At 50.7% G+C, this 17,393-nt stretch carries 14 protein-coding genes, 6 tRNA genes and 1 rRNA gene; 20 read left to right on the forward strand and 1 reads right to left on the reverse strand.

Translation table 11 applies throughout. From position 1 onward, the window contains the following. The 15 genes from AC0YNW_RS06575 to AC0YNW_RS06645 all read left to right on the forward strand — a co-directional run. Window positions 1–96: ribosomal RNA gene (locus tag AC0YNW_RS06575) — 23S ribosomal RNA — on the forward strand; the annotation flags it as partial. Between the two features lie 174 nt (window positions 97–270). After that, window positions 271–347, forward strand: a tRNA-Met gene (locus AC0YNW_RS06580). A 3-nt stretch (window positions 348–350) separates the two neighbouring features. After that, a tRNA-Val gene (locus AC0YNW_RS06585) sits at window positions 351–426 on the forward strand. A 10-nt stretch (window positions 427–436) separates the two neighbouring features. Continuing rightward, a tRNA-Asp gene (locus AC0YNW_RS06590) sits at window positions 437–513 on the forward strand. 17 nt (window positions 514–530) lie between these two features. Beyond that, a tRNA-Phe gene (locus tag AC0YNW_RS06595) sits at window positions 531–606 on the forward strand. 17 nt (window positions 607–623) lie between these two features. Then, window positions 624–707 (forward strand) — tRNA-Tyr (locus AC0YNW_RS06600). A gap of 12 nt (window positions 708–719) precedes the next feature. Continuing rightward, a tRNA-Lys gene (locus AC0YNW_RS06605) sits at window positions 720–795 on the forward strand. 182 nt (window positions 796–977) lie between these two features. Continuing rightward, window positions 978–1,847 (forward strand): MurR/RpiR family transcriptional regulator, encoded by an 870-nt coding sequence (locus tag AC0YNW_RS06610; RefSeq protein ID WP_387477619.1) that lies wholly within the window; start codon window positions 978–980, stop codon window positions 1,845–1,847. A 112-nt stretch (window positions 1,848–1,959) separates the two neighbouring features. Further along, a complete protein-coding gene (locus tag AC0YNW_RS06615) occupies window positions 1,960–3,510 on the forward strand; it encodes a DUF4127 family protein (RefSeq protein WP_475831281.1) in 1,551 nt (516 codons plus the stop codon). A 165-nt stretch (window positions 3,511–3,675) separates the two neighbouring features. Beyond that, window positions 3,676–4,992 (forward strand): ABC transporter substrate-binding protein, encoded by a 1,317-nt coding sequence (locus AC0YNW_RS06620; protein ID WP_475831282.1) that lies wholly within the window; start codon window positions 3,676–3,678, stop codon window positions 4,990–4,992. A gap of 93 nt (window positions 4,993–5,085) precedes the next feature. Next, window positions 5,086–5,982 (forward strand): carbohydrate ABC transporter permease, encoded by an 897-nt coding sequence (locus AC0YNW_RS06625; RefSeq protein WP_119803969.1) that lies wholly within the window; start codon window positions 5,086–5,088, stop codon window positions 5,980–5,982. A 1-nt stretch (window position 5,983) separates the two neighbouring features. Then, window positions 5,984–6,814, forward strand: a complete 831-nt coding sequence (locus AC0YNW_RS06630) for a carbohydrate ABC transporter permease (protein WP_387477628.1) — start codon at window positions 5,984–5,986, stop codon at window positions 6,812–6,814. A 29-nt stretch (window positions 6,815–6,843) separates the two neighbouring features. Continuing rightward, on the forward strand, window positions 6,844–7,554 hold the full coding sequence (locus tag AC0YNW_RS06635; RefSeq protein ID WP_475831283.1) for an N-acetylmannosamine-6-phosphate 2-epimerase: 711 nt from the start codon (window positions 6,844–6,846) through the stop codon (window positions 7,552–7,554). A gap of 5 nt (window positions 7,555–7,559) precedes the next feature. Next, window positions 7,560–8,489: an ROK family protein gene (locus tag AC0YNW_RS06640; RefSeq protein WP_475831284.1), complete on the forward strand. Its 930-nt coding sequence runs from the start codon at window positions 7,560–7,562 to the stop codon at window positions 8,487–8,489. Window positions 8,490–8,609: 120 nt separating this feature from the next. Next, window positions 8,610–10,847 (forward strand): DUF4434 domain-containing protein, encoded by a 2,238-nt coding sequence (locus AC0YNW_RS06645; RefSeq protein WP_475831285.1) that lies wholly within the window; start codon window positions 8,610–8,612, stop codon window positions 10,845–10,847. Window positions 10,848–11,002: 155 nt separating this feature from the next. On the opposite strand, the gene ssuE is transcribed toward AC0YNW_RS06645, so the two are convergent. Continuing rightward, the gene (gene ssuE / locus AC0YNW_RS06650) at window positions 11,003–11,566 is read right to left on the reverse strand and encodes an NADPH-dependent FMN reductase (RefSeq protein WP_387477636.1); all 564 of its coding nucleotides are present in this window, start codon (window positions 11,564–11,566) and stop codon (window positions 11,003–11,005) included. Between the two features lie 200 nt (window positions 11,567–11,766). On the opposite strand from ssuE, the gene AC0YNW_RS06655 reads away from it, so the two are divergent. The 5 genes from AC0YNW_RS06655 to hprK all read left to right on the forward strand — a co-directional run bounded on the left by AC0YNW_RS06655 (window position 11,767) and on the right by hprK (window position 17,347). Next, entirely contained in the window at window positions 11,767–12,906 is a 1,140-nt protein-coding gene (locus AC0YNW_RS06655) for a PucR family transcriptional regulator (protein WP_475831286.1), read from the forward strand. Window positions 12,907–12,995: 89 nt separating this feature from the next. After that, window positions 12,996–14,117 (forward strand): ABC transporter ATP-binding protein, encoded by a 1,122-nt coding sequence (locus tag AC0YNW_RS06660; RefSeq protein WP_387477640.1) that lies wholly within the window; start codon window positions 12,996–12,998, stop codon window positions 14,115–14,117. Window positions 14,118–14,212: 95 nt separating this feature from the next. After that, the gene (locus AC0YNW_RS06665; protein ID WP_475831287.1) at window positions 14,213–14,815 is read left to right on the forward strand and encodes a sigma-70 family RNA polymerase sigma factor; all 603 of its coding nucleotides are present in this window, start codon (window positions 14,213–14,215) and stop codon (window positions 14,813–14,815) included. After that, complete coding sequence (locus AC0YNW_RS06670) at window positions 14,778–16,280, forward strand: DUF4179 domain-containing protein (protein WP_475831288.1); 1,503 nt, start codon at window positions 14,778–14,780, stop codon at window positions 16,278–16,280. The genes AC0YNW_RS06665 and AC0YNW_RS06670 overlap by 38 nt, the downstream gene beginning before the upstream one ends. Window positions 16,281–16,408: 128 nt before the next feature. Further along, window positions 16,409–17,347 carry an HPr(Ser) kinase/phosphatase gene (hprK, locus tag AC0YNW_RS06675; RefSeq protein WP_119803948.1) on the forward strand — a complete coding sequence of 313 codons (939 nt, stop codon included), beginning with the start codon at window positions 16,409–16,411 and terminating at the stop codon, window positions 17,345–17,347. Window positions 17,348–17,393: the final 46 nt, after the last annotated feature.

Genomic DNA, 17,393 nt, shown 5'->3' on the forward strand with positions numbered 1-17,393 from the left:
TAAGACCCCTTGAAGACGACGAGGTTGATAGGTTCGGGGTGGAAGCACAGCAATGTGTGGAGCTGACGAATACTAATCGGTCGAGGGCTTATCCTACTGCTAAGGATGATTCAACAGTTACTTTCGTATCCAGTTTTCAGGGCGCAATTCTTTTCTCAGGATGGACAAGCTTCATCCAAAGGATAAAAGTTGCACATGACATATGGCTATGTCATTTTCTGACCTTGTAAGCGACCCCGAGCGCTGCAAGCGACATTTTCGGGGACATGTGGCGGTGTAGCTCAGCTGGCTAGAGCGTACGGTTCATACCCGTGAGGTCGGGGGTTCGATCCCCTTCGCCGCTACCATATGGAGGATTAGCTCAGCTGGGAGAGCATCTGCCTTACAAGCAGAGGGTCGGCGGTTCGATCCCGTCATCCTCCACCATATTAATCCTGGAGCTGTGGTGTAGAGGCCTAACATGCCTGCCTGTCACGCAGGAGACCGCGGGTTCGAATCCCGTCAGCTCCGCCATTTTTTCAATAAAGTAAGGCTCGGTAGCTCAGTCGGTAGAGCAGAGGACTGAAAATCCTCGTGTCGGCGGTTCGATTCCGTCCCGAGCCACCACTTTTTCTAAGCAACATGGAGGATTAGCGAAGTGGCCAAACGCGGGAGACTGTAAATCTCTTCCTTCGGGTTCGGTGGTTCAAATCCATCATCCTCCACCACTTTCTTCTTGAGAGCCATTAGCTCAGTTGGTAGAGCACCTGACTTTTAATCAGGGTGTCGTAGGTTCGAGTCCTACATGGCTCACCAGTTTTTTTACGAAAACTGAACAAGTAATCGAACAGAGAGATGAATCTCTCTTTTTTTGTGTTTAAGGCCCCTCTAGCAGGGGCCTTTTTATTTGCCAACCGATTATACTTGAAAGTTGTGGAGCGAAAGTCTATTATTATTTTATAAAGTGGAATATTTCTTCAATTTGAGGAGTGTATGCAATGTCCAAGCTTAAAGGTTTCTCCGAAGGTGCCAATACCTTATTAGTGATATCCAGCATCTACGAATCGCTGACCAAGACAGAGAAGAAAATTGCGGACGTCATTCGGAAGGATCCGGAAGCGGTCGTTTATGTGACATTAACAGACTTAGCCGAGATGGCTGGAGTGGGGGAAACCTCGGTTTTACGCTTATGCCGCAAGATCGGTTTTAAGGGCTATCAAGAATTCAAGCTGGCGTTGGCTCAGGATTTGGTCGTTCCGATCAAAAACGTGCACAGTCAAATTGATGAATCCGATAATCTTCATGAAATTGCAGCTAAAATAACGGCGGAAAATACGAAGTCGATCGAAAACACGCTTAATCTTCTCGACATGGAACAAATGGAGAAGGCCATCGATGCGATCGGGCAGTCGAAGAAGCTGTACTTCTTCGGTGTCGGATCATCAGCTAATACCGCTATGGACGGCAAGTACCGTTTCATGAGATTGGGGTATAATACCGAGGTTGTGACCGATCCTCATATCATGGCAATGAACGCTATTCTGATGGAAGAAGGCGATGTTCTATTTGCCGTATCGACCTCTGGCAGTACAAAGGATATCGTGGACGCTGTCAAGATTGCGAAGCAAAAGTCGGTTTTCTTTATTTGTCTGACCAGCCATCTGCGTTCGCCTCTGACACAATACGCAGATGTGGTGCTGCTCTCCAAATCTAGGGAAACTCCGCTGCAAGGCGGCGCCTTCTCGTCTAAGCTATCTCAGATTCATGTCCTGGATATCCTGACCACTGCAACGGCAATCCGCTACCGGACCAAGGCTTACGATGCGTTGGAGAAAACCTCCATGGCTGTTGTCCATAAAATTTATTAAAAGGATTGTAATGGAGCAATTCTCCGTACTATAATATTAATATGAAGTAATTATCCATGCGTACCTTTGGTCGTATGGATTTTTTATTAACGAACAGGAGTGAGCGCATCTTATGAACAAGATCGTATATGTACCACTGGATGAAAGGCCATGCAATTATGACTATCCGCTATACTTGGCAGGCATGACGGATCTCCATATGGCTGTGCCAGGACGAGATATTCTCGGGGATAAGAAAAAGTCTGCGAACACCGAAGCCGTAGCTCATTGGCTGCGCAAGGAGTCCGCTGACGCAGATTACGCCTTAATCAGTGTCGATATGATGCTGTATGGGGGGATCGTACCTTCCAGGCTTCATCAGCTCGATCTGGCAGAACTGGAACGAAGAATAAACGTATTGCGAGAAATAAAAGCAGGGAATCCATCCTTAAAACTGTATGCCTTCCACCTCATTACAAGAGCCCCTGCCTATTCGAGCAGCGAGGAAGAACCCGATTATTATGCCGATTACGGCCGGGAGCTGTATGAATTCGGGTGGCTGACGGATAAGCGCAAGCGAGACGGACTGAGCCAAGTTGAAGAGGAACGGCTGGCACAAATCGAAGGAACGGTGCCGAGCGATATTTTTGATGATTTCTTGGGCAGACGAGCAGTGAACAAGCAGTTGAATCAACGCTCTGTATCACTAGTGGACGAGGGAATCATCGATTATCTGGTTGTTCCGCTGGATGACAACTCTTTATACGGATATACCTCTTCCGAGCAGCGGAATCTCGTGCATCTCATTCAGGAGTGCAATTTACTTGACCGGATAGCCGTATACCCAGGTGCGGATGAAATCGGATGTACAATGTTCAGTCGTATCTTCTGCGAGATTCATCAGTACGAACCTTTGATTCACATCAGATACTCTTCAACGCTCGGTCCAGCCATCGTACCCAAATATGAGGATCGCAGCTTGAACGAAAGCATGAAGCATCACATTACGGCATCGGGAGCCTACGTAGCGGATGGATTTGAGGCGCCAGATATCTTCTTGATGGTTCATTCCCCTGCTACTAGCGGAGTAACTGTAGGCGAGACGACAGATCGCTATGATGCGCGTCATCACTCTTACTTCTCCGAAGTGAATATGCGTGAATTCGCAAGCGCAATAGACCGATATGCGCGTCAAGGAAAAGTAACGGTGCTGGGTGACGTAGCTCTATGCAATGGCGGGGATGACATTCTGATGAAGCTGCTTGCGAAAAAAGGCTTGTTAGAGAAGCTGGATGGTTATGCGGCATGGAATACGTCTGGCAATGCGCTCGGTACGGTGATCTCCCATGCGATCATTACGGCCTATAACCGTGCGCAGCCGCAGCTCGATCCGTCTAAGGATGCGGCAAGCCGCATGTATTATTACTACCGGCTTATCGAGGACTGGGGCTATCAGTCTGTCGTACGTCAGCATATTACCGACAAGCTTCTGCCGGAGCTGCAGGCCTCTTATTTCCACATCGAGCATGTACAGGAGGAAGTGGAGGGTCTGATTGAGGAACATTTGCAGCAATTCATGAATGATTATATCCCTTATGATGGAACGCTAACGATATCGAAGGTATCCACGCCATGGAAGCGGATGTTCGAAATCGGATTCTTGCTGGAGAGCCAGCAGAGCTAATGGAGCTATGCTTCTACTAAAATGACTTCCCTCCATTCAATTTTGGAGTATTCCTCCTAAATTAAAAAATAAAAAGGAAATATCCTTTACAATCGGACTCGACCGGGGGTATAATAGCTCCAGGAACTTCATCATTACTTCATACTTAGGGGGATTGAACGAATTATGTTGAAGAGAAAATGGGTCACGACGACGCTTGCCTTAATTCTGACCGCTGCGCTTGTTGCTTGCGGGAATGGCAATAATAGCGGCAGCCCTTCCAGCACGGACAAAGGCAGCAACGGCTCATCGGGCAAAAAGACAGAGGTTAGCTTCTGGTATCTATGGGGCGGCGTTGAAGGAGAGTATGTAGAGCAACTGATCTCCGAGTTCAATGCAAGCCAAGAGCAATACGAAGTGAAAGGCTTGTCCGTACCGGATATGCAGAAGATCATCGTAGCAATCTCCAGCGGAGAGGGACCGGATGTAACGGATAACTTCAGCAATAACACGGCTTCCTACGTGGAGAAGGGCATGCTGGAATCGCTTGACGAATATATCGAGCGAGACAACTACGATATCTCTGACTTCGTGCCAGCGGCGCTGGATTCCGGCCGCTACGACGGCAAGTTGTATGCGCTTCCGATTAACGTCAACTTCAATATGATGTTCTACAACAAAGCGCTGCTGGCGGCAGCCGGTTATGACGGACCGCCTCAGACGGAAGAAGAATTGCTGGAATATGCGATCAAGCTGACGGAGACCAATGCCGACGGCACGATCAAAGTAATGGGCTTCCCGGACTTCCCGAACGTGTATTACACGAACAGCATGGCCTTTGCCATGGGCGGTGACTTCATCTCCGAAGACGGCAAGACTTTGACGCCTGACAACGAGGGCATGAAGAAGGGCATCGAGCTGATGCAGGCTTACCGCAAGCAATTCGGCTCTGATAATATCCTGAAGTTCAACTCGTCCGCCAAGTATCTGGATGCAACGGATCCGTTCATTCAAGGCAATCAAGCCATTCGATTCGATGGACCGTGGTTCGGACATACGGTGAAAAACGTACTGAAGAAGGACATCGATTATGGCATAGCGCCATATCCTGCACCTGCGGGCAAGCCTGAGCTGGCTGGCGGCGGCGAAGTGAGCGCATCGACCTTCTTTATTCCAAGCAATGCGAAAAATAAAGACGGCGCATGGGCATTCATGAGCTGGCTGATGTCGAAGGACAACATGGTGAAATTCAATGACAAGTTCGCCAATCTGCCTGCCAGAACTTCGGCGTATGACGATCCGGCGCTGCAGGACATTCCAGATTTCCAAGCTTTCGCAGAAGCAGCCAAAAATCCGAATTTGAAGTCATTCCCTACTTTCGGTGAGCAAGGCTCTTACGGCAAAGTCATTACGGATGAATTCGAGCTTGCCGTGAACTTCAAGAAGACTGCAGAAGAAGCGATGAAGACGATGAAAGACAAGTCCGCCAATCTGCTGAAATAAGGAATCGTGAAGTCAGCTACGTGTACCGCTTTGCCGGAAGGTGAAGCGGTACAGAACTTATGATGGGGAAAGTAGACTTCAGGGGGAGCAACCATGAAGAAAAAAACTTGGATCGGGTTAGCATTCGCGAGTCCCTGGCTATTAGGCTTTCTCGCTTTTACGCTGTATCCGTTATTGGCATCATTCTATTACAGCTTTACGAGCTTCAATATTTTTCAGTCTCCCGAATTTGTAGGATTCGATAACTATAAGGAGCTTATGGGAGACGATCTATTCTGGAAAAGCGTGAAGAACACGCTGTACCTGACAGTAGTAAGCACGCCGATTAACTTGTTCTTCTCCTTACTAGTGGCATTATTGCTTAATACGAAAATTAGAGGTTTGTCGATATACCGCACAGTGTATTACATCCCGACGATTGTACCGCTCGCAGCAACATCGCTGCTGTGGATGTGGATTCTGAATCCGCAATACGGCCTGCTCAACGACTTGCTCAGTATGGTCGGACTGCCGGGACCGAACTGGCTCGCTGATCCGAGCTTAAGCAAATTCTCGCTGGTGATGATGGGACTATGGGCTTCGGGCAATGTGATGATTATCTTCCTGGCTTCCTTGCAGGAGGTTCCGCAATCGCTGTATGAATCATCTCAGATCGACGGAGCGAACAAGTGGCGCCAATTCTGGAGCATAACGATTCCAACCATTTCGCCGATCATTCTATTCCAGCTGATTATGCAAGTGATCAATAATCTGCAATATTTCACACAAGCATACTTTGTTGTATCGAGCAGCGCACTCAATCTGCCGGGCAGCGGCGGACCTGAGAATTCGCTCTTGATGTATGCGATGTACTTGTACCACAATGCCTTTATTTACTTCAAAATGGGCAAAGCTTCCGCTATGGCATGGATCTTGTTCATCATAGCTGGCATTATTACATGGCTCATCTTCCGTTCTTCGAAAAAATGGGTCACCTACGGAGGCGAATAAGATGAAGTCGATCAAACTTAAAAAGAGCCTACCCGTCCATAGCATTCTGGTCGTGATCGGGATTGCCTTCCTGGCGCCGTTCCTCTGGATGCTGCTGACATCGCTTAAGTCGTTGGAAGAAATATCGACCTTCCCGTTAACTATATGGCCAGAGGTGTTCCAGTGGAGCAACTACAAGGATGTATTCGAGATCATCCCGTTTGCAAAATACTTCTTGAACACGTTGCTCGTTACGCTCGCGAGTGTGGTGGGACAGCTGTTCGCGGCTCCGCTTGTCGCTTATTCCATTACGAAGATTGAATGGAGCGGGCGCAAGTGGATCTTCCCGATTGTGATTGCAACCATGCTGCTCCCATTCCAGGTAACCATGATTCCGATCTATATGATCTTCAAGGATCTTGGACTGACCGGCAGCTACTGGCCGCTCATTATCCCGACTTTCACGGGTGCGCCGCTTTATATTTTCTTGCTCAGACAGTTCTTTATGTCCATCCCGGATACCATTATCCAGGCAGCGCGCATCGACGGCGCATCCGAGTCCCGTATCTATGTCACGATGATTCTTCCGCTATGCCGTCCGGCTCTAGCAGCCGTCGCGATCTTCACGTTTCTGTATACATGGTCTGACTTCATGGGGCCGCTGCTGTATCTGAACAACGCGGATATGTATACGCTGACGCTGGGCTTGCAGGCTTTCCTGGCTGAGCATTACACGGAGTGGGGACTCCTGATGGCGGCTTCGGCCCTGTTCACCCTGCCTCTAATCATTATGTTCTTTTTTGCACAAAAGCAATTTATAGAAGGTATTACTTTGACAGGAATCAAGGGTTGATGTTTCCGTACGTAAGGAGTGTAACAGATATGAAAAAGGACCTAATACAAGCTCTCAGTGGCGGGCTAATCGTCTCCTGTCAGGCGTATGCAGGGGAGCCGTTATTCGGCTCCGACACCATGGCAAAGCTGGCAATCGCAGCCCGGGAGGGCGGAGCTGTCGGCATCCGCGCCAACTCACCGGCGGATATTGCCGCTATTAAGGAATCTCTCGCTCTTCCTATCATTGGGATATGGAAGGAACGCTATGACGATTCGCAGGTTTATATTACCCCAACCAGCAAAGAGGCGCTTGCCGTTGCCGAGGCGGGGGCTGATGTGATTGCGATTGACGCAACTTCGCGCCGCCGTCCGGGAGAGGAAAGTCTTGCTGACATCGTCGCGCTGCTTCGATCAGAATATCCGCACTGCTTGCTTATGGCGGATGTCTCGACTATCGAGGAAGGGATGCAGGCGGAAGCAATGGGATTTGATATCATTTCTACAACTCTATCAGGATATACGGAATATTCGCCTCAACAGCAGGAGCCGGATTTCAATCTGGTCGAGGAGCTGGCGCGTCGGGTATCGATCCCGGTCTTCGCTGAAGGCAGAATTCAGTCGCCGGAGCAAGCGTACCAATGTCTGCTGCTTGGCGCTCATGCAGTCGTCATCGGCAGCGCCATCACGCGTCCGGAGGCGATTACGAAGAAATTCGTAGACGGGCTCACCCAAAGCCCTGAGCTTGTCGGAAAGGAATGAAGCCGATGCGTTGCGCATTAGGAATCGATCTCGGAGGCACAAATATCAAATGGGGCATCGTCGCAGAGAACGGCGAAGTGCTGCTGGAGGGACTCATGCCTACCGAGTCGGAACGAGGACCGGATGAACTGCTGAACAAGCTGTCCGCTATTGCAGAGCAGGCGATGCAGGCTTCCCCGGACTTGAATTTACAGCTGGTGAGCGTAGGAATCGGCAGCGCAGGCCAGGTTCAGCGCGCCAGCGGTATCGTAATGGGCGCGACCGCAACGCTCCCGGGCTGGGCAGGCATGCCGCTTGGAGAGCGTATCGGCAGAGAGACAGGACTTTCTGTCGTAGTGGACAACGATGTCAACATGATTGCGGTAGGGGAAGCTTGGCTGGGAGCGGGACGCGAATGGGAGGACTTCCTGTGCGTCGCGCTCGGTACTGGCGTAGGCGGCTGCTGGATTAGCGAGCGCCGCGTATATGGCGGCAGAGAGGGCTATGCCGGCGAATTCGGCCATATGGTTATCTCTATGGGCGGCCGCGAGTGCAGCTGCGGCAATCGGGGCTGCTGGGAATCCTATGCTTCGGTGACAGGGCTGAAGAAGCTCGCCTATGAGCAATGGGAAGACGGACCTTGGGAGGAGCCTGAGACGCTGTTCCGCTATGCGAGAGAAGGCAACCCAAGAGCGCTAGCCATCGTGAATCAATATTGCGAGTATGTAGCGGCCGGTCTGACCGGTCTCATCCATATCTACAATCCGCCTGCTATCGTGCTGGGCGGAGCCATTGTGGCCGGGCAAGACACATTCCTGCTGGAGCGGATTCAGACTTTGTTGAGCAGAGGAGTGATGCCCGTGTATCAGCGGCCTGAACCTGTAGCCCTTGTCGCCGCACAGCTGGGCAGACAAGCTGGAGTCATTGGGGCCGCCCTGGCAGCCTTAAAGCGTTAACCGTTAGCCCGTATTCCATTGTACGGATCTATGCCTGAGAATCAGTGCTGGCTTCATGATAAATACATCCGAATTTTCTAGCTGGATCGAACCATCCTAATTCAAAGGAGAGATCGATTCATGAAGACGGAATTATGGTTGCGAAGTGCAAGAGTCCAGTTGGTCAAAGTATTGTGTTTGACGATGATTGTCGTAGGGTTTAATCCTCTAGGGCTTGAGAGGGCTGACGCAGCCAGCGCGAATCTGATCGCCGGGAAAAGCTACACTTCCAGTATGGCAGCGAATGCCTCCTACCCGGATAGCGGAGGTGCAGAGCTGACGGACGGTATCACAGCAGCGCCGCTGCTTGCTGATGCCGCATGGCAGGGAAGGCTTACGCCAGGCAGCTACTCCTTCACTGTTGACTTGGGTACAGCGCAGACGTTCCAACGGTTTGAAGCAGGATTCTTCAAGTATGCGGGAGGCGGCATTCCTGCTCCAACGAGCGTGGAGTACAGCTACTCCGCAGATAATGCCGTTTATCAGCCGGCATGTTCCGTAGGACAGCAGGGAGCGGGCAACGATATCGTGCGTCTGACCTATTCATGCGATTCCGCAGCGCCTGCAACGGCTCGGTATGTGAAGATGACTGTATCCGGCACACCGGGCAGCTGGTCTTTCGTTGACGAGTGGAAAGTGCTGGAGGAAGTGCCTGCCCCTGCGAATGTGCTGAAATTAAACGGCTCGTTCCTGCAGCCGGAGCTTGGCGACCAGTGGAGCAACACGCAGTGGGAAGATGAATTCCAGTATATGAAGGATGTCGGCATGGATCATCTGATCCTGCAATGGTCGGCGAATACGGAGTTCGGTACAGCCGTCTATCCGACAACTGTATCAAGCCTGACTCAAGAGACATCGCAAGATGTTGTCGCGAAGGCGCTTCAGATGGGCGAGGAATACGGTCTCGATATCTATATCGGTCTTCAGCTTAATCATGAATGGTTCGCCAATTATACGAACAATGTGGCATGGCTGGATGAAGAAGCGGGCATAGCCGGCGAATTGATTGAGGATCTGTGGAATCAATACAGCAGCTATGACTCCTTCAAGGGCTGGTATTTAAGCTTCGAGGTAGACAATTGGAACTTGCCTGATGCAACCTCCTGGCAGCGTATGGCGGACTTCTATAATGATGTCACAACAGTGGCTCACACTGTGTCGCCAGGACTCCCGATTATGATTTCACCGTTCTACAATGTATCCGGCGGGCTGAATCCGTCCGGCTGGCAGACAATGTGGAATTATATTCTGAGCCGCACAGACATCGACATCCTTGCCTTGCAGGATGGCATCGGAGCCGGTCATGCGGCAACGTCCGATCTGGCAAGCTGGTTTACTGCGACGAAAAACGCCATCACCGCTTCGAGCCCGGGCACGGCGCTATGGGCTGATACGGAGACGTTCAATATGGACTTCAGGCCGATGGATATGAGGCTTATGCTGGACAATATGCTGGCGGTAGAGCCGTATGTCAGTCATTATACGAGCTTCAGCTTCAACCATTACATGAGTCCTCAGACTGTTAATCCGTTATATTATGAGACTTATGCGGATTACGTAGCTACCGGTATCATGGATTCATCCGCACCAACAATCCCGTCGGGATTAACGGCGACCGCAGCGGATTCTATGACGGTTAACTTGAACTGGAGCAGCTCGACAGACAATACCGGTGTAGTAGGCTATCAAATATACCGCAATGGTGAGCTGGTCCATGCCAGCTATACCGCTACAGTCAACTTTGTCGATAAGCAGCTGACGCCGGGAACCTCGTATACGTATGCCGTGCGTGCCTTTGACGCGGCAGGTAATCTGTCGGCTCTGTCATCGGCTGTATCCGTAGCAACTCCGGCAGGAACGATCTATCCGAATATTTGGTCCGCAGGAAAGTCTTATACATCCTCGATGCCTGCGGATGCCGCTTATCCGGATACGAGAGGCACGGAGCTTACGAACGGAGCTTATGGCTTGGCGTCTTATGTAGATGGAGCATGGCAAGGCCGCAATAGCGCAAGTTCTTACAGCTTCGTCATCGATTTGGGGCAAGTGCGCGCGATCAGCGAATTGAATGCCAACTTCCTGCAAGTGAAATCCGTCTATGTATTGCTGCCTAAGGAAGTGCGCTTCTCCGTTTCCAGCGATAATATCAACTTTACGAATGCCGGAACGGTCGAGAAGCCAGCGGTCAGCAGCTCCGATCAAACCAAAGCTTATCGTGTAACCGGACTGTCCGGCGTGTCGGGTCGTTATATTAAAGTAGAAGTCGTTCCGGCAAGCAGCGCATGGACATTCATCGATGAGATTCAAGCTCGCAGCTAATCGTTACATCCTTACTACGAACAAGATGAGCTATTATTGAAACCTTATTAGATGCTCGCATGAACACGGCCAGATTGGAAGAGTTTCTAAAACTCGCGAAAAAAGAAGCTGCTCATGAGTCGCAGGGACTCGTTGAGCAGCTTCTTTCATTTCATTTATTGGACAGCGCGGCTGCGCAGAGTCAGCTCTTCGATCAGCTCCTGTGCCGAAGCTTGCAGTCTCTCGGTAAGCTCTTCGTTGATCTCGAACTTGGTTTCGTTGCTCCCGTCCTGAATGCGGCTCACTTGGTTATCCGTAGCATAAATGCCTTTGATGAAGTGGCGCGCGCCCATGGATGCCAGTACAGGCTTGAGGGAATAATCGATGGACAGCAGATGCGCGAGCGTACCGCCAATGAACAACGGCAATACGAGCTTGCCCTCCAGTCCCTTCTGAGGCAGCAGATCAATATAGGATTTCAATACGCCTGTATAAGAAGCCTTGTATACCGGGCTGGCAATAATGACAGCCGACGCTTCCTCTACCAGTCTATTGGCCTCTACAATCGCCGGGCTGCCGAAGCGGGAATGAACGAGGTCCTCCGCAGGCAAAGTTACGACCGTAATCATCTTCGACGGGTAGCCCTTAAGATCAAGCTCTCTTCTAATAAAGTCTACAATTCCGTTCAGACGCGATGTTGCGTTCGGGCTTCCGGATATGATTACAATAGAGTTGGACATGAATTTGCATCTCCTTTATAGTAAGCACGTATATACGTAAGAGCAGTCAGATATAGTTGTCTTATCCGATAAGTTTTCTATGTAAAAAAGAGTACCATGAATGGCTGATCCGGTCAAACGCCGGACGAGGCTGAATACAGCAGAATGATATGATAAAATGGACGAAAAAGAGCGCTTAATTTCATGGGAGTGGAACTTAAATGAGCACATATGAATGGGTAAAGCCTCTGGAACGTATTTTGAACAGGCCGTTAGCGGTATTGACCATGAAACCGGCGGAATGGAAAGCGGCCGCCGAAGGAGCGGAAGCGGCTTCTGAGCCATTCATTGATGGTGCCATGTCGGCGGGGATTTGGATCGAACATAATGGAAAGCTTTGGGTCGTTGCGGAGACCAGCCAGAAGCAGCTGTCCGTCCTGGAGATGGAAGCACGCAATCTGGAAGCGAAGGATAAGGAGCTGATCAGTTGGTCCTTGCGTCATGCATCCAGCGGATCGAAGCCATATGGAGACACGGGAGCCTCGGAATCTGAAAAGCTGGCGTTCAAGCTGGGGGAATGGCTGCAGAAGCAGCTTGAAGCCGAGGAGCCGGTCTATTCACTGCCTGATCATCTCACCGTAGGCAATCGCTTGTATCATGATATGATTCCGTTCCTGCTTGTAGCTGAGCAATCCAGTGTCAAGCAGGATGTCTATCCGGAGCTGGAGAAGCTGCTGCGCTCCTTTCTCTCTGACGATATCTTGCTAATTCCGCTTAAGAGCCGGGAATGGCTTATATGGGGACCGATGTCTCTATTGAAGGATGAAGATGCGGAGATGCATGAGCTCGCGGAGGAAGAAACGATGGAAGACAGTCTGGCTTCCATTGCGATCGGTCTGCATGAGATGCTCGCAAGCGAATGGCTGGGTGAATGTCATCTGGCCGTTACGCATCCCGTATCTCCTGCGAAAGGCATGGTTGAGGCCGCCATTACAATGCGGGAGACGATCCATCTGGGCCGCAAATTCCATGTTGGAACCAACATTCATCTTCCATGGATGCTGCAACTGGAGAGACTGCTTAACGCGATCCCGGAGTCGAACCGGTCCAAGTATTTGGAGCAATCGCTGAAGCGCGCGGATTTGTTTGTGGAATCGGAGATGCTCAGCACGCTGGACACCTTCTTCTCCCTCGACTGCAATGTCAGCGAGACGGCCAAGAAGCTGTATATTCATCGCAATACACTCCTCTATCGGCTGGACAAGCTGAAGCAGGAGACAGGACTCGACGTCAGACAGTTTCGAGACGCCGTTCTCGTGAAGATCATTTTGCTATTGTACAAAGTTACGAAAAGGAATTAAATTTTTTGTAAGGTATGTGCATAGTCATCTGTCTCCCTGTGGGATAAGATAGATGCATATCGAAATTCTTTTTTAGGGGGAAATTGATCATGGCAGGCGTACGCTTAGAAGGCATTTACAAAAAATATCCGGGTTCGGACAAAGCATCTGTAACCGATGTAAACCTAGACATCCAGGACAAAGAATTCCTCGTATTGGTCGGACCATCCGGTTGCGGTAAATCGACGACTCTTCGTATGATCGCAGGTCTTGAAGAAATCTCGGAAGGTAAATTGTTCATCGGCGACCGTCTTGTGAACGACGTTGCTCCTAAAGATCGCGACATCGCGATGGTATTCCAATCCTATGCCCTGTATCCGCACATGAACGTGTACCAAAACATGGCATTCGGTCTTAAACTTCGTAAATTCAAAAAAGCAGACATCGACAAACGCGTTCGTGAAGCTGCTAAAATTCTTGATATCGAGCATTTGCTTGACCGTAAGCCAAAAGCACTTTCCGGCGGTCAGCGTCAGCGTGTTGCCTTGGGCCGTGCGATCGTTCGTGAGCCACAAGTATTCTTGATGGACGAACCGCTTTCCAACCTTGATGCTAAACTTCGTGGCCAAATGCGCGCGGAGATCAGCAAACTGACTAAACGTCTGGAAACAACTACAATCTACGTAACGCATGACCAGATCGAAGCCATGACAATGGGCGATCGCATCGTCGTTATGAAAGACGGCTTCATTCAACAAACGGATTCTCCGGAGCAGCTTTACAACAATCCGAAGAACATCTTCGTAGCAGGGTTCATCGGCGCTCCATCCATGAACTTTATTGTAGGCACACTGTCTGAGCAAGGCGGCGCTGTACGTTTCAAAGCGGCTGGCGTAGACGTGTCTGTACCTGAAGGCAAAGCGGCTACGCTTCGCTCCAAAGGCTACATCGGTAAAGAAGTTATCATGGGCGTACGTCCTGAGGACATTCATGAAGAGCCTGTATTCCTGGAAGCATCCCCTAACTCGATCGTGAACGCGAACGTTGAGGTTGCTGAGAACCTTGGTCACGAAATGTATCTGTACCTGAACGGTATCGGTACCGACACGGTTATCGCCCGCGTAGACGGCCGTTCCGCTATCCGTGATGGCGCAAGCGTGAAGCTGGCTCTGGACATGAACAAAGTACATTTGTTCGACAAAGAGACAGAACTGAACATTTTCGAGAACTAATAGCTGATTATAACAAGGAGTCTCCGGTTCATTCCGGAGGCTCTTTTTTAGTTTTTTTCGGAGGAGGAAAACCGTTTGCGGGGTTGAACCGTCTAATGCATACAAAGACGGCAGCAAGGCAGGAGCGGGGGGAAGAGATGGGGCATGATGAGCGCAATGACGCGGATCTGCGCAAGGACGATGATGCGTTGCTGGAGCGAATAGAGCGGGAGAAGGGCAAAATGTACGGTATTGCCTACGCCTATATGCGCAACGAGACAGATGCGCTGGAGGCCGTGCAGGAGACAGTATGCCGCGTCTGGATGAAGCGACGAAGCATCCGGGAGACGAGATATTTCGCAACATGGATGATACGGATCTTAATCCATGTTTGCATGGATGAGCGCAAGAAGCGAAAGCGGGAGCTACCGTCCCCCAATGAGAGATTGGACCGGACGGCTGAGTCGGACCGGACGATCGAGCGCATCGGGATGGCAGAGCAGATAGCGAAGCTGCCGCCGCGATACCGAATGATTGTCGTGCTGAAATATTATCGGGATATGACTGTAATGGAGATCGCGGAGCTTCTTGAGAGGCCTGATGGCACGATCCGCACATGGCTGCATAAGGCACTGAAGCAATTGAGACAGGATATGGAGCGTGGAAAGGAGGGCATCGGACATGAGCGAGTCGTGGAAGAAGGCTGGGGAAGGCGCTGAGGGGGATGATCGGCCGAATGGGCCGGGCGAGTTACAGAACAGCAGTCATAGCTTGAGAGAGTGTGAAGAGCTGGACCATCACCCGGGGATGGACCAACTGCTAAATAGCATTAGAAGTGATGTTCAACGAGTGGACAGGGAGATCGCCTTGAATAAGGAATCGGGCTTGGCGGATCGATTGGACCTTGCCCTTCGCAATGGTCATATGAATGGCCGCAGACGCAGCGTCTCGACTCGAAGGAGACGGATTAGTCTCCAGGTGGGCATCGCCGCCATTTGTCTTATGCTTTCGCTGACGGCTTTTGTTCGGATCTCGCCTGCTTTTGCTGCCATCATGAAGGAGATTCCGGGGTTTGGACGGTTTGTGGAATTGGTGTCCTATGATCGCTCCTTAAAGACCGCCCTAGATCATGAATACTTCCAACTTTTGAATCAGTCCGATGAGAGAAAAGGCTATAAGTTTACCGTTAATGGCATATTAGCGGATTCACAGCGGATCGTACTTCTGTATACAGCGGAGGGACCGGACATAACGGAAGAGAATATGACTTTTCTGCCGTACAAACTGAAGGATGGGAGCGGGGAAGATCTTCAGGCGATGTCTGCAAGCTCCCATTTCTTCCGGGATGCCACTCAGAAGGAGGGGATCGTTCAGGACTATCTCGATATTCGCGTATCACCGGGAGAGACGATTCCAAGAGAGCTTCACGTCATGATGAAGCTGGGAGAAGAGTGGCTTGAAGTCAAAATCGCGATCGATCACCAGAAGTTTGCCGAGTTGGAAGAAACGTTTGACTTGAATGCGACGATTGAGGTGGCGGGCCAGAAGATTAAGCTGACGAAGGCAAGCATTACGCCGCTTCAGGTTACAGTGGACTTCGAGGGGGATCCCGCTAATCAGAAGCGTCTTGTCGATTTCATCGATTTGCGATTGGTAGATGAACGGGGACGAAGCTACGCGACGCAGGCGGGAATGGGTGATTTAGACAGCTCGCTCCGAAGACACTTCCAGATTGGCGCATTCGAGAAGGTGAAATCTCTCACGCTGGTGGCCAGAGGGTTGATGATGAACGACCGTGACATGAAGGTGGTCATTGATACCGACAAGAAGTTGATGATCAGCGCTCCTGATGAGCGGCTATCCTTGGGGGAGGCCAACATGTGGCATGACGGGATTGATCTTCGGTTCGATATGCGGCTAAACACGCCTTTAGACGGAGCCAGCTATGGCGGATACAGACTGTTTGAATACGGAGGAACGTTCCGGGATGCGTCAGGCCAGAGCTATCCGATTGAATACGGAGATATACTAAAGCAGAATTATGTATCCATTCGTATAAGTGAGGAAGAAACCGGTCATTATTACTTCCATATTCCGAATGCAGACTACGCTCAGCCGCTGACTCTGGATGTGGATCAATATTATGGGTATGTTCTGCAAGACATCTCGGTCCCAATCAAATAAAGCAGGGGCGCCGCGCGGCGGGAAACGTTGCGTTCGGCGTCTTTTTGCATTACGATGAAGACATTGGAAATATTGATGTACATACGGATAGATCAAGCTTGCGCGCACAGATGAAGGGGGTCCATACCGTGCCGAAAAAAGTGAAAGTATCAGAGCTCGTCCGGCAGTTCCAGCTGGAGATCGTAGCCGGCGAGGACGGACTTAAACGCAATATTACTGTAGACGACTTATACCGTCCGGGATTGGAGATGGCAGGCTACTTCCATTACTTCCCGAGTGAGCGGGTACAACTGCTGGGCCGTACCGAAATTTCATTCCTCAATATGCTGGACAGCGAGGAGAGAAAGAACCGCATGGTGCGTCTGTGCAACGAGGACACACCTTGTATTATTCTGACACGAGGGCTCGAAGCGCCTAAGGAGCTTATTGAACAGTCGAATGCGATGCAAGTGCCTGTGCTGCGCAGCAACACGGCAACGACGATTCTATCCAGCCGCATTACGGACTTCCTGGAGCATAAGCTGGCGCCGACGGCTACCATTCACGGTGTTCTGGTTGACGTATACGGTGTAGGGATGCTGATTACGGGAGGCAGCGGCATCGGCAAGAGCGAGACCGCGCTGGAACTGGTGAAGCGAAGTCATCGTCTCGTTGCGGACGATGCCGTCGAGATTCGCCAGACATCCGATGGGCAGCTGCATGGAACGGCTCCGGAGCTTATTCGTCATTTGCTCGAAATCAGGGGGCTGGGCATCATCAACGTCATGACGCTGTTCGGCGCAGGGGCTGTCCGCACGCAGAAGCGGATCGGGCTTGTCATCAAGCTGGAGAACTGGCAGCAGGATAAGCAATACGATCGTCTCGGCCTGGATGAAGAAGTGACACGCATCATTGATACGGATATTCCGCTTGTGACGATCCCGGTGCGTCCAGGGCGGAACTTGGCCGTTATTATCGAAGTGGCCGCTATGAACTTCCGATTGAAGCGGATGGGCTACAATGCCGCTCTGCAATTCACGAACAAACTGACCGAGACGATTGCTGACGATATGGATGATTACGATTGAGCATGCACACAACATCGCACATACGCCAATATATGAAATGAGGGAG

Source organism: Paenibacillus sp. J31R120, assembly GCF_056269225.1.

Coding starts and splice junctions, on each gene's coding strand:
- AC0YNW_RS06620 (WP_475831282.1), top strand. CDS start 3,676: ATGTTGAAGAGAAAATGGGTCACGACGACGCTTGCCTTAATTCTGACC.
- AC0YNW_RS06670 (WP_475831288.1), top strand. CDS start 14,778: ATGAGCGAGTCGTGGAAGAAGGCTGGGGAAGGCGCTGAGGGGGATGAT.
- AC0YNW_RS06645 (WP_475831285.1), top strand. CDS start 8,610: ATGAAGACGGAATTATGGTTGCGAAGTGCAAGAGTCCAGTTGGTCAAA.
- AC0YNW_RS06665 (WP_475831287.1), top strand. CDS start 14,213: ATGCATACAAAGACGGCAGCAAGGCAGGAGCGGGGGGAAGAGATGGGG.
- AC0YNW_RS06655 (WP_475831286.1), top strand. CDS start 11,767: ATGAGCACATATGAATGGGTAAAGCCTCTGGAACGTATTTTGAACAGG.
- AC0YNW_RS06625 (WP_119803969.1), top strand. CDS start 5,086: ATGAAGAAAAAAACTTGGATCGGGTTAGCATTCGCGAGTCCCTGGCTA.
- AC0YNW_RS06610 (WP_387477619.1), top strand. CDS start 978: ATGTCCAAGCTTAAAGGTTTCTCCGAAGGTGCCAATACCTTATTAGTG.
- AC0YNW_RS06635 (WP_475831283.1), top strand. CDS start 6,844: ATGAAAAAGGACCTAATACAAGCTCTCAGTGGCGGGCTAATCGTCTCC.
- AC0YNW_RS06640 (WP_475831284.1), top strand. CDS start 7,560: ATGCGTTGCGCATTAGGAATCGATCTCGGAGGCACAAATATCAAATGG.
- ssuE (WP_387477636.1), bottom strand. CDS start 11,566: ATGTCCAACTCTATTGTAATCATATCCGGAAGCCCGAACGCAACATCG.
- AC0YNW_RS06660 (WP_387477640.1), top strand. CDS start 12,996: ATGGCAGGCGTACGCTTAGAAGGCATTTACAAAAAATATCCGGGTTCG.
- AC0YNW_RS06630 (WP_387477628.1), top strand. CDS start 5,984: ATGAAGTCGATCAAACTTAAAAAGAGCCTACCCGTCCATAGCATTCTG.
- AC0YNW_RS06615 (WP_475831281.1), top strand. CDS start 1,960: ATGAACAAGATCGTATATGTACCACTGGATGAAAGGCCATGCAATTAT.